This is a genomic window from Lentzea sp. NPDC036955, from assembly GCF_055608005.1.
The window spans coordinates 145,570-157,654 of record NZ_JBVJRC010000017.1 but is presented as its reverse complement, the minus strand read 5'-3'; the positions used below and the strand labels follow the sequence as shown (position 1 = coordinate 157,654).

Below are 12,085 nucleotides of genomic sequence, written 5' to 3'. Positions count from 1 at the left end.
CACGTTGGCCACCACGCCCGCACCCAGCAACAGCAGGATGCCCGTACCGAGCACCTCGCTGAGGAACACTGTCCCGAGACCCACGCTGGCCTCCCATTCGTCCTTGAACGGCTGATCACCCCGTGGTGACTGCCGCGGAACGTAATGACCCGCGTCACGCCTGCTCAACGGGTGCTGTTCGACAATGTCGACACCGACCGGGTGCACTGCTGTGACCGACCGGTCACGCTGCGCTCAGACAAGGTGTTTCAGGCGCGTGTCCAGCGGTGACGCGGGTCGTAGCCGTTCGACATTGCCGACACGGGTCGTCTCAATTACGTTGCTCGCGTGCCGGGACCCATTCAGTCGATCGAACGCGCCGCAGCCGTGCTGCGGCTTCTCGCGCGCGGGTCCGGCCACCACGGTCTCACGGAGATAGCCGCCTCGCTCGGTCTGGCCCGCGGCACCGCGCACGGGATTCTCCGCACGCTGCAACGGGTCGAGTTCGTCGAGCAGGACTCCGCGACCGGCCGCTACCGGCTCGGCGCCGCCCTGCTGCACCTCGGGACGAGCTACCTCGACGCGAACGAGCTGCGTTCCCGATCGATCAACTGGGCCGACACGCTCGCCGCGCGCTCGGGTCAGGAGGTGCGGATCGGCATGCACCACGACGGCGCCGTGCTCGTCGTGCACCACGTGTTCCGCCCGGACGACTCGGTGCAGACGCTCGGCATCGGCGCGATGCTGCCGTTGCACGCGACCGCGCTGGGCAAGGTGCTGCTCGCCTACGACCCGGACCTGTCGGCGGCAGCGCGCAAACGGGAGCTGACGTCGCTGACCCGCCGCACGATCACGCGCACGCAGGCGTTGGAGCGGGTGCTGACCGAGGTGCGCGCGCAGGGCTGGGCGGGCGAGGCGGAGGAGTACATGCCGGGTGAGGCGAGCATCGCCGCGCCGATCCGCATCCCCGGCGGCCTCGTGGTCGGCGCGATCGGCATCTCCGGCGCCGTGGACCGGCTCTGCGACTCCACCGGGCGGCCGCGCACGGCGCTGGTGCGCCAGGTCGTGCAGGCCGCCGACGCGGTCACCACCTCACTGGTCGACGAGAACTGAGAGGACCGGCGTGCAACGCTTCGTGATGGCGATCGACCAGGGCACGACGTCGACCCGGTGCATCGTGTTCGACCAGAACGCCCGCCTGGTCGCGGTCGCCCAGCGCGAGCACCGCCAGTACCGCCCGCGGCCGGGCTGGGTCGAGCAGGACGCCGTGGAGATCTGGCGCAACGTCGACCGGATCATGCCGCAGGCGTTGCGGCAGGCGGGGATCACCGCCGACCAGGTCGTGGGGCTGGGCATCACGAACCAGCGCGAGACGTTCGTGGCGTGGGACCGGCACACCGGTGTCCCGGTGGGACGCGCGATCGTGTGGGAGGACATCCGCACCGAGGAGCTCGTCGCGCGACTGGAGGGGCAGCCGGGCATCGAGGAGGTCCGCGAACGCTGCGGCCTGCCGCTCGCGACCTACTTCTCGGCGCCGTCGCTGCGGTGGCTGCTCGACACCGTGCCGGGCGTGCGCGAGCGGGCGTCCCGCGGTGACGTGCTGTTCGGGACGATGGACACCTGGCTGATCTGGAACCTCACCGGCGGTGTGAACGGCGGCCTGCACGTCACCGACGTGACCAACGCGTCCCGCACGATGCTGATGAACCTCAGCACCCGCCAGTGGGACCCGATGCTGCTGGACTTCTTCGGCGTGCCCGCGGCGATGCTGCCGGAGATCCGGCCGTCGTCGGAGATCTCCGGTGTGACGGCGCGGGTGGTGCCGGGCATCCCGATCACGGCGGCGCTGGGCGACCAGCACGCGGCGCTGTTCGGGCAGACGTGCTTCGAGAAGGGCTCGATCAAGGGCACGTACGGCACCGGTGGGTTCCTGCTGATGAACACCGGCACCGAGCTGGTGCGGTCGAAGCACGGCCTGCTGACCACGATCGGGTACCAGATCGGTGGTGAGCCGACGTACGCGCTGGAGGGCTCGATCGCCGTCGCCGGGTCGCTCGTGCAGTGGTTCCGCGACAACCTCGGCCTGATCCACTCCGCGCCGGAGATCGAGACGCTGGCCCGCACGGTGAAGGACAACGGCGGCTGCTACATCGTGCCGGCGTTCTCCGGGTTGTTCGCGCCGCACTGGCTCGCGCAGGCACGTGGGATCGTCGTCGGCTTGACGTCGTACATCAACAAGGGGCACCTGGCGCGGGCGGTGCTGGAGGCGACCGGGTGGCAGACGCGTGAGGTGGTCGACGCGATGAACGCCGACCTGGGCGCGCCCACGCCGGTGCTCAAGGTGGACGGTGGCATGACCGCCGACCACCTGCTGATGCAGTTCCTCGCGGACGTGCTGGACATCCCGGTGATGCGGCCGCTGGTGGCCGAGACCGTGTCGCTGGGCGCGGCCTACGCCGCCGGGCTCGCCTCCGGCTACTGGCCGGACCTGGAGGGGTTGCGGCGCAACTGGCACCTGGCCGCGCGGTGGAACCCCGTGATGGACGCGGCGCACCGGGAGAACGAGTACGCGAACTGGAAGCGGGCCGTGGAACTGACGTTCGCCTGGGCCCGCTCGACCCCGTCCGCTTAGGCATCTGCAAGTACTGCCAACCACCACGTTGGTAGTGAGCCTTTTCCAACTTGTTCTGGCAGGTCAGGGCGTTGTCGCGAAAGCTCTGTGCGTCATCGACGTGTGGAATCGCTCTCACGCCGGTACCGCACTGAGTCGGTTGTAGTTACAGGCGGAAGACAACGTTGTCAGATCACCTCAACTACCGCCAACCGGTCGGTGGACACCGGTGAGAGCGCGACCGTCAAGATCGCGAACGTCAGGGAAAACGATGGCTCCTGATCACCACGACCCAGCACCGCCGACTCGGGCCCGCTTGCGGCAGCCCCGTCGGTCACACCTCGCCACCGCCAGCGGAAACAGGATGGAAAAGGCTCAGTACTTGCAGATGCTCCAACAGCAGGGGGCTAGGCGCGGTTTGACCGCACCTAGGCCGCGATCTCGTCCGCGTCGATCGGCAGCGCGTCCGACAGGACGTCGGCGCCGTCGCCGGTCACGACCAGGTCGTCCTCCAGCCGCACGCCGATGCCGCGCAGCTCCGGCGGCAGCGTCTCGTCGTTCGGGTGGAAGTACAGGCCCGGCTCGACGGTCAGCGCCATGCCGCGTTCGAGGATGCCCTGCTGGTAGGTCTCCTGACGGGCGTCGGCGCAGTCGTGCACGTCCAGGCCGAGGAAGTGCCCGGTGCCGCAGACGATGTAGCGGCGGTGGTGCTGGCCGGACGGGTCGAGCGCCTTGTCGACGCTCACCGGCAGCAGGCCCCAGTCGTGCAGGCCCTCGGCGAGCACGCGCATGGCGGTGTGGTGGAAAGCGCTGTAGTCGTTGCCCGGCTTGACTTCCGCGAGCGCGGCGACGTGCGACCTGAGCACGAGGTCGTACACCTGGCGCTGGGCCGCGCTGAACTCGCCGCCGACCGGCAGCGTGCGGGTGACGTCGGCGGTGTAGAGGGTCTTGGTCTCCACGCCGGCGTCGAGCAGCAGCAGGTCGGCGTCGCTCACCTTGCCGTCGCAGCGGGTCCAGTGCAGCACCGGGGCGTGCGGTCCGGACGCGACGATGGAGGTGTATCCGGGCCCGTTGCCCTCCGTACGCGCGCGGCGGTCGAACGTGCCCTGCAACCAGCGCTCTCCCCCGCCGCGCACGGCCTGGCCGAGCTCGCCCGCGACGTCGAGGAAGCCCCTGACCGTGGCGTCCACGGCCTGGCGGAGCTGGTCGACCTCCCAGTCGTCCTTGATCCGCCGCAGCTCGGACAGCACGGTCCGCAGCTCGTCGCTGTGCGAGCCGGTGAGCGCGTCCAGCAGCGGGTCGACGCCCTTGGCGGTGAGCGTCTCGGGGTGGCGGCCCTGGAGCGCGCGCGGCAGGTCCTCGATCGGGCGCACGGTGAGGTCGAGGGCCTCGGACCACTCCTTCGTGCCCGCCGCGGCACCGATCCAGAACGGGCTGCGGTCCGCGTCACCGAAGAAGTCCACGGTGTGCGGCTCGGACGGCGTCGGCACGAACAGCGTGGCGTCGTCGTTCTCGACCACGACGACCGCGCCCTCGACCTGGCAGCCGGTCAGCCACACGAAGTCGCTGTCCGCGCGGAACTCGTGGAACGTGTCGTTCGAACGCACGTGGGCGCGTCCGGCGGCGAGGGCGATGCGCCGGCCGGGGAGCTGCGCGGCGAGCTTGGCCCGGTGCTGCGCCGCGGCCTCCTTCGCGCCCGCCGGGAGGTCGATGGGGTTGTCCCACTCGCCCCAGCCGTCGCGGATGTAGGTGCGGAAACCGTCCGCGTCCACCAGTTTCGCCATGTCACGGCGTGTGCGGGCCAATTCTCGTCCTTCCGGGGGTCTGTTTTCCCACAGCCTCCGCCGAACGGAGGGCTTCCGCCCATCCGACTTGGAGATAGCCTCGTCCTATGGAACTGGAGATCCGCCACCTGCGGGCCATCTGCGCCATCGGCGACGCGGGCAGCCTCTCCCGCGCGGCGACCCAGCTCGGCATCTCCCAGCCGTCCCTCACCACCCTGCTGCAACGGGTGGAACGCCTGGTCGGAGGCCGGTTGTTCGACCGAGGACGGGCCGGCGCGGAGCCCACACCGCTGGGTGCGCAGATGCTGCAACGCGCGCGGTTGCTGCTGGTGGAGCTGGACGCGTTCGGTGCGTCCGTGGCCGGTCGTGGCGGGCCGGTGCGGTTCGGTTCCGTGCACATGGAGTGCGTCACGAGGTTGTACACGCGCCTGGAGGAAGCGCTGGAGGACGTCACGCTGCACGTCGATCCGTCGTCCACGGGCCTTGCGCTGGCGTTGGCCAACGGCCACCTCGACGCCGCCGTGATCGCGGTCGACGAGGACGGCGACCTGGGCTTGCCACGCGGCGTGGCGCAACGGGTCGTGGTGCCGTGGGTGCCCGTGCACATCGCATTGCCCGCCTCCCACCCGTTGGCCTCTCGGTCCGAAGTCGAGCTGGCGGACCTCGCCGGTGAGGCGTGGGTGGGGCCGCCGGGTGCCGAGGACGGGTCGCTGACGGCGTTGCGCGCGGCCTGCCGGGCCGTCGGGTTCGTGCCGAAGATCCGGTTCGAGGTGCCCAGCGGTGCCGGGCGGCAGCTGATCGCGGCGGGCAAGGCGGTGCAGCTGGTCGAGCCGACCTCGCGGGGCGGACAGGGCGTGACCGTGCGGCCGCTGGCGGGGGCGCCGATGCGGCTGAGGGTCGTGTTCTGCTGGCGGCGGGAGCGGCTGACCTGGGACCAGGCCAGCCGCATGTTCACCGACGTGCTGGAGGCGTACGCCGCCGCCGCGCTGGCCAGCCCGGCGTTCCGGCCGTGGTGGGAGGAACGCGGCGCGGCCCTCACAGCGAGCTGAGCCAGCCGTACTGCTCAACGCGCACGAGGGCGGCTGATCGCATCGAGGTCCTCCGCAGGGGTGTGAGGTGTTCAGTAGCGTCACACCGCCCGGCCGGCCGGGGAGCATCTCTACTCGGCATAGCCTGCCACTATGGGAGCGTCTCACTCCGGCTTCGTGGGCTGCGCGAACAGCAGGTGCCGCACCCGCGGCTCCTCGCGCGCCAGCTCACGGGCGATCCCCTGGTTCTGCTGGTCCACGACGGTCCCGCGCTCCAGGTGCTGCCGCAGGTGCTCCTGCCAGGTGGCCACGGTGAACGTCTCCAGGAACACGTCCGGCTGCTCGGTGTCGCGGAACAGCCCCCACATCGTCGCCCCGGTGCGGCGGCGGGCGCGGCCGACCTTCTGCATGGCGTCGACGAACCGGTCGTGGTTCTCGGGGGCGACGGGCCATTCGACGGTGACCAGGACCGGACCCGCGTCGGTGTCGTCGAGCTGGGGCGGTTCGTTCCAGTAGGTGGCGGGGGTGACGTCGAGCGGGCGGTCGATCAGGGGCCACCAGCGGGTGGCGACCAGTGCCAGCACGGCCATCGCCACCGCGGGGACGATCATGGCGGGGTGCAGGCCGTAGACGTCGGCGACGGTGCCCCACAGGACGGCGCCGAGGGCCTGGCCGCCCATCAGGATCAGCTGGTAGTAGGCGAGCGCGCGGGCCCTGGTCCAGGCGGGGAGCAAGACCTGGGCGATGGCGTTGAAGGTCGACAGGGTGGCGATCCAGCAGGCACCGGTCAGCAGCATCGCGACGATGACCAGCGGGAAGCTGCCGACCAGCACCGAGGTGCTCGTGGCCAGCGCGTAGACCAGCGTGGCGCCCAGCACCATGCTGTTCTTGCTCATGCGCTGCAACAGTTTCGGCACGACGAAGGCGCCACCGATCGCCCCCGCGCCGACGCTGCCGAGCAGGACGCCGTAGCCGCCGGCGTCGAGACCCAGGGGGCCGCGGGCGATGGCGGGCAGCAGGGCCCACAGCCCGCTGCCGAAGACGATGAACACCAGCAGCCGGGTGAGCACCCGGCGGAACAGCGGTGAGCTGGCCACGTAACGGGCACCGGTGCGCACGGCGGTGGCGATGTGCTCGGTCCCGAGTGGACGGTGGTCGGACGGGCGGCGCCAGCGGGCCAGGACGATCAGCACGCCCAGGAACGACACGGTGTTGAACGCGAACGTCGCCTCCGGACCGGCCAAGGCGATCAGCAGACCGCCGAGCGCGGGGCCGATGGCGCGGCCGACGTTCATGTTGACGCCGTTGAGCAGCGCGGCCTGCGGGATCTCCTCGCGGCTGACCAGCTCCGGCTGGATCGCCTGGAACGACGGCATCGACAGCGCCTGGCCCATCGCCATCAGTGCGAGCAGCGCGAGCAGGCTCGACGGGGTCGCCCGGTCGGTGCCGGTGAGCAGCATCAACCCGGCGGCGCCGGCCAGCATGAGCGCCTGGCCCGCGAGCAGGACCCGGCGGCGGTCGAGGATGTCGCCGAGCGCACCGGAGGGCACCACCAGCAGGAACACCGGCAGGGTGGTGGCCGTCTGGACGAGCGCGACCTGCAGTGCGCTGCCGCCCAGGTCGCCCATGAGCCACTGGGCGCCGACGGTCTGCGCCCACGTTCCGATGTTGCTGGCGAACTGGGCCAGCCACAGGGCCCGGAAGGCGCTGCGGCGCAGGGGCGCCCACGCGGAGACGGTCACGCTCCGATCTTCACACCTGCGGGTGTGGGTCGCCGACCGCCAGGACAACACCTTCGGTTTGCGCTGAAATCATCAAACGCACGAGAAATGAGATTCGGGCACCCCCCGTAGTCGCTAACGGGTTCGTATCGGCGACCCCCCAAATGGATGTGATTTGCATCACTACGACTCATCTGAAGCACCCTGCCGGAATCGACGAGCAACCAGTCCGCGTCGACACGGAGCGCGACTTGGCAGCGCTCCCAGACCGTGGTCTCACGCGGGCTTCCCAGGCCTGGCGACACGGAAGCGGGCCGAATGCGGGCAGTGCGGCGGATCGTGAACATTCCGTCTCAACCGGGTACGCAACCCCACAATGATGAACGCCCGAGCCGTTCCTGCTCGATACTGCGCGCAACGCAGGCAGAGCAGAAAGGTTCCGAGCACTCGTGATCACGCCCGAGTACTTGCTGTCGACCCGCGAGTTCGAGGTGCTGTGGCAGACGCTGCGGCTCGGCAGAATGCCGTACCCGCTCGACGTGCCCAGCGAAGGAGCTACCGCGAGCGAGCTCACAGCGTTGCAGGAACGGACGATCGCGGACCTGCGGAGGCGCGGGCTCGCCGATGACGCGCGGCTCGAGGACCTGATGCGCCTGCTCGGCGAGCACGACGTGTCCGTGGACGCCGTCGCCGGGCTCGACCGGACCGTGCGGGCGCTGGCCGCCTCCGACGGCAACGAGGGCGTGCTGGCCGTGATCGACGGTGACGCCGTCGGCCTGTCCGAGATCAGGCCCACCGCGCTGGCCCGCGAGATCGTGCGGGTCCTGCCCCACGGCGTTGCCGGACCCGGCAGCGCGCTGTCGGTGCGGCTGGAGACGTTGCAGCAGGCCGTGGCACTGCAGGAAGCCGAGCAGGACGAGGAGTCCGAGGACCCGTGGGGTGCGGCGGACGACGAACTCGACGACCGCCAGGCACTGCTCAGGGCGGGGTTGTCCGCGCAGGACGCGCGCCAGATGGACGAGCTCGCGGCGAACCGCGTGGCAGGCGGCCAGTTCGGCGTGACGCACGGCCGGCACCGCGCCGACGTGGTGATCAACTGGTTCGACACCCACCAGGGCCGCTACCTCATGGTCCGCTCCGACGGGTGGCTCAGCCTGTCCCCCACCGACAACGACCGGATCGCCATGCGGATCGACTCCGTGCTGACGTGACCGGCCGCGGCCTGATCGGCTCGGGCAAGTCGGGCTTCCACGGGAACGCCCGCGTTCCGCTAACCTCAAGACAGCCCTAAATCACACATTCAGACCACTGTGACTTCGGTCACACCGGCCCTGTCGAGGGCAGATCCGATGGCGTGGACGGAGATCGAAAGCCCGAGCGGGCAACGTCCCGAGAGCGCTTCCACAACCTGCGGAAACGACATGCTTGTTACAGTCCGTTCATCTGGAGCCGGCGGTTTCCCTCCCCTGCAACGCTTTGCGCGGACAAGTCTCAATTGGGACAGGCCTGGAACGGAACGCGCGATGTGCGAAAAGACCCCCGATACTGCCCGCATGTACATCGTCGGTGACAAAGAGGCTGTCCCGCTCGGCGAGACCGTCTCCTCGGGGCAGGTTCAGCTCGACCCGGCAGCGGGTGAGGAGCTCCGCAAGCAGTTCCAGGCCCAGATAGACCAGGTCGACTCCTGGATCGAACGCGCGACCAGCAGCATCGCCCGCCCGGCTCCGCTCGGAGCGAACCCGGTCGGCGACAAGATGCGCGACAAGTTCACCCACCGCGCGGACGGCGAGCAGTACTCGTTCGTCAGCGTCATGACCGCGTACCGCACGGTTCTCGAGCAGACGAAGAACTCGATCGTCGAGGCGATCGAGAACTTCACCCGCCTCGACGAGGACCAGCAGGCCGAACTGAAGAAGCACATGGGCAACAGCTGATCTTGTGGCCAGTTGACCCAACGACGTGAGAGGCGAGCCGGTCATGCCCCCCGAGACCGTCCCGAGCGACATCGAGAACGTCCCGGTCCTCACGGACCCGCAGAACTGGGCGTCTCGTTCGCACCAAGAGCTGTACGCCGCGGTGCACAACAACAACGACCCCGGTCAAGCCGGCCAGATCAGCTCCGACTGGGGCAAGTACGGCACCGAGCTGACCGAGGCGTCGCGCACCATCAACTCGGTCATCGCGGCGTCGGAGTCCAGGTGGACCGGTGACGCCGCCGAGGCCGCCCGAGCCGCGATGAAGAAGCTCGGGGACTGGGTCGACGAGACCGCTCGCACCGCGGTCGAGGTCGGCGCCAAGGTCGCGGACCAGGGCCGCGTCATGGAGAACGCCCGCGCGCAGATGCCCCAGCCCGTCCAGTTCGACTGGAACAAGGCGGCGGCCGCGCTGTCGCAGCCGGGCACGCCCGCGTTCGTGCTGGCCTCAGCGGACATCGCGCTGGCCAACGCCGCCTCGCGCGCGGCGCACGAGCAGGCCGTCACCGTGATGACGGACATGGAGAACAACTCCCGTCAGATCGACTCGACGACCCCGACCTTCAAGCCGCCGTTCAACCCGAACACCGGCCAGGTCGAGCAGCCGGTGATGGCGGTGCGGCGCATGGGAGACGTGCCCACGCTCAACGGCAACGCGGACGCTCTCACGGCGACGCACGCGCAGAGCGGTGCCGGTGTGGCCGCTCCCCCGTCCCCCGCGGGTGCCGGAACCGGAGCCGGCACCACGACCGGGACCCAGCCCGCCGCGGCGGCCTACACGCCGACCGCGCCCGGCTACACCGGTGCCGGAAACGGCGGTGGCGGTGGCGCCGGCGCGAACTACACGCCGCAGATGCCCGGCTACAACCCCGGCAACACGAGCACCAACACCTCGGCGGCGTACACGCCGACCGCGCCGGGCTACACCCCGCAGCTGGGTGGCAACTCCGGCAACACGTACCCGAGCGGCAGCGGTGGTGGCGGCGGCAGCTACACCCCGACCGCGCCGGGCTACACGCCGCAGCTCGGCGGCACCGGCACCGCCAGGCCCGGCGGCGGCCAGAACCAGAACATCCCCAGGACCCCGGTGGTCGGCAGGGACATCGCGAACCCGAACTACACCCCGCAGAACCCCGGCTACACGCCGCAGAACCCCAAGGGTCCCGCGGCGTACACGCCCACCGCGCCCGGCTACAACGGCCCCGGCGGTGCGGGCGGTGGAGCCGGCGGTGGCGGCGGAGCCGGTGGCGGCGGTGGCATGAAGGGCGGCCCGATGCCGTACACCCCGCAGATGGGCGCGGGTGGCGGTGGTGGCGCCGGCGGCGGTGCGTTCGGCGGTGGCGCGGGTGGTACCGCGGGCGCCGGTGGCGCGATGCAGTCCGGTGGCGCGGCGGGTGTCCAGAACGCGGCCCGCGGCGGCATGCCGATGGGCATGGGTCCCGGTGGCGCCGCGGCGGCCGGTGCCGGCATGGGTGCGGGCGCGCCGATGGGTGGCGCTCCGGGCGGCGGCGGCAGGGGCGAAGAGGACAAGGAACACCGCTCCGCCAGCTTCATCATGGGCGGCGACCTGTTCGAGGTCCCCGGTGAGAACCTGCCCCCGTCGGTGATCGGTGCCGCGAAGGTCAAGAAGCCGAAGGGGGCAGAGCCCGCGTGATCACGCCTGAGTTCCTGCTCACGCCGCGCGAGTTCGACGTCCTGTGGCACGCGCTGGACCTCGGCAGCGTGCCCTACCCGCTGGACGTGCCCAGCGAGGGCGCGACGGAGCAGGAACGCCGTGTGCTGACCGAGAGGACGCTCGAGGACCTGCGCTCGCGCGGTCTCGTCGACAACGAGCGCCTCGAAGGTCATCTGCGGCTGCTCGACGACCACCGGGTGTCCGTGGACGCCGTGGCCGGACTCGACCGCACGGTGCGGGCGCTCGCCGTCTCGAACGGCGAGCGCGCCGCGCTCGCGATCATCGACGACGACCGGGTGGGGCTGCTCGGCATCCGGGAGACCGGCATCGCCCGCGAGATCGTCAAGGTCCTGCCCGACGCCGTGCCCGGTCCGGGCACGGCGGTGAACGTGCGGGTCCAGTCGCTGCAGGACGCCGTGGCGCTGCAGGAGACCGAAGGGGCCAAGTCCGCGGACGACCTGTTCGGCGAGGGCGGGGTGGACGACCAGGAGGCGCTGCGGCAGGCCGGTCTGTCCGCCCAGGACGCCAAGCAGTTCGACGAGCTGGCCTCGAACCGCGTCGCGGGTGGCCAGTTCGGCGTCACCCTCGGCCGGGAGCGGTCGGGTGTCGTCATCAACTGGTTCGACACCCACCAGGGCCGTTACCTGATGGTCAACTCGGACGGCTGGCTGAGCCTCTCGCCGACCGACAACGACCGCATCGCAACCCGTATCAACGCTGTGCTCGCGTGATCTGACGCGTCTCAGTTGAACCGCCGCCGCCGGAGGACCGTGTGAACCCCGCGAACCCCACCCAGTGGGTCGAAGAGTACGAGGCCAAGCTGGCCGACCTGAAGAAGAAGTCGGAGGACCTCACGGAGAACTTCGCGGCCGCCTCCGCCACCGTGTCGTCCAAGGACGGCTCGGTGACCGTCACGGTGGGCCCGAACGGAGGCCTGCAGAACCTGCAGCTCGGGCACCGCGCGGTCGAGCTGGGCGCCGCCCGGCTCACCGCGGCGATCCTGGAGACGGCGCGGCAGGCCCAGAAGCAGGCGGCGTTGCAGGTCCTGGAGCTCTTCAAACCGCTCGGCGAGGGCACCGAGGCCTACCAGATGGTCTCGGACTCCATCCCGGACGACGACGAAGCCGAGGACACCGGCGACACCTATGACGAGATCGACGACGACCCGGAACCGGCCCCTGCGGCACCGCCGGCGTCCCGGCCCGCGGCGGCTCCCCAGCCGCCGCCCGTCCGCGGCAGGCGCCGCGCGGACGACGACGATGACGACGACAACCAGCCCTGGTAAGGAACAGCGATGACCGCGCCGGAAACTCC

The 12,085-nt window shown here is 70.6% G+C and carries 10 protein-coding genes and 1 pseudogene; 8 read left to right on the top strand and 3 right to left on the bottom strand.

Annotated elements, in window-relative coordinates; all coding sequences use genetic code 11:
• Window positions 1–207, bottom strand: a pseudogene (locus tag ACZ7CF_RS40320) (hypothetical protein); the annotation flags it as partial.
• Window positions 208–327: 120 nt separating this feature from the next.
• On the opposite strand from ACZ7CF_RS40320, the gene ACZ7CF_RS40315 reads away from it, so the two are divergent.
• Together ACZ7CF_RS40315 and glpK are read left to right on the top strand one after the other, a co-directional pair.
• A complete protein-coding gene (locus tag ACZ7CF_RS40315; protein ID WP_360384753.1) occupies window positions 328–1,092 on the top strand; it encodes an IclR family transcriptional regulator in 765 nt (254 codons plus the stop codon).
• A 25-nt stretch (window positions 1,093–1,117) separates the two neighbouring features.
• The gene (glpK, locus tag ACZ7CF_RS40310; RefSeq protein WP_470372320.1) at window positions 1,118–2,611 is read left to right on the top strand and encodes a glycerol kinase GlpK; all 1,494 of its coding nucleotides are present in this window, start codon (window positions 1,118–1,120) and stop codon (window positions 2,609–2,611) included.
• Window positions 2,612–3,018: 407 nt separating this feature from the next.
• Here the strand turns inward: glpK and ACZ7CF_RS40305 are convergent, their stop codons facing one another.
• On the bottom strand, window positions 3,019–4,374 hold the full coding sequence (locus ACZ7CF_RS40305) for an aminopeptidase P family protein (RefSeq protein ID WP_470372318.1): 1,356 nt from the start codon (window positions 4,372–4,374) through the stop codon (window positions 3,019–3,021).
• A 107-nt stretch (window positions 4,375–4,481) separates the two neighbouring features.
• Between ACZ7CF_RS40305 and ACZ7CF_RS40300 the strand changes: the two genes are divergently transcribed.
• On the top strand, window positions 4,482–5,423 hold the full coding sequence (locus ACZ7CF_RS40300; RefSeq protein WP_360384757.1) for a LysR family transcriptional regulator: 942 nt from the start codon (window positions 4,482–4,484) through the stop codon (window positions 5,421–5,423).
• A 143-nt stretch (window positions 5,424–5,566) separates the two neighbouring features.
• Here ACZ7CF_RS40300 and ACZ7CF_RS40295 read toward each other — a convergent pair whose 3' ends face one another.
• Window positions 5,567–7,144 (bottom strand): MFS transporter, encoded by a 1,578-nt coding sequence (locus ACZ7CF_RS40295; RefSeq protein WP_360384759.1) that lies wholly within the window; start codon window positions 7,142–7,144, stop codon window positions 5,567–5,569.
• Window positions 7,145–7,572: 428 nt separating this feature from the next.
• On the opposite strand from ACZ7CF_RS40295, the gene ACZ7CF_RS40290 reads away from it, so the two are divergent.
• The 5 genes from ACZ7CF_RS40290 (at window position 7,573) to ACZ7CF_RS40270 (ending at window position 12,056) form a co-directional block, all read left to right on the top strand.
• Complete coding sequence (locus ACZ7CF_RS40290; RefSeq protein ID WP_360384761.1) at window positions 7,573–8,334, top strand: ESX secretion-associated protein EspG; 762 nt, start codon at window positions 7,573–7,575, stop codon at window positions 8,332–8,334.
• Between the two features lie 342 nt (window positions 8,335–8,676).
• Window positions 8,677–9,057: a hypothetical protein gene (locus tag ACZ7CF_RS40285; protein WP_360384763.1), complete on the top strand. Its 381-nt coding sequence runs from the start codon at window positions 8,677–8,679 to the stop codon at window positions 9,055–9,057.
• A gap of 43 nt (window positions 9,058–9,100) precedes the next feature.
• Entirely contained in the window at window positions 9,101–10,750 is a 1,650-nt protein-coding gene (locus tag ACZ7CF_RS40280; RefSeq protein WP_360384765.1) for a PPE domain-containing protein, read from the top strand.
• Window positions 10,747–11,502 carry an ESX secretion-associated protein EspG gene (locus tag ACZ7CF_RS40275; protein WP_360384767.1) on the top strand — a complete coding sequence of 252 codons (756 nt, stop codon included), beginning with the start codon at window positions 10,747–10,749 and terminating at the stop codon, window positions 11,500–11,502. The genes ACZ7CF_RS40280 and ACZ7CF_RS40275 overlap by 4 nt, the downstream gene beginning before the upstream one ends.
• Before the next feature lie 41 nt (window positions 11,503–11,543).
• Window positions 11,544–12,056, top strand: a complete 513-nt coding sequence (locus tag ACZ7CF_RS40270; protein WP_360384769.1) for a YbaB/EbfC family nucleoid-associated protein — start codon at window positions 11,544–11,546, stop codon at window positions 12,054–12,056.
• The last annotated feature ends 29 nt before the right edge of the window (window positions 12,057–12,085 follow it).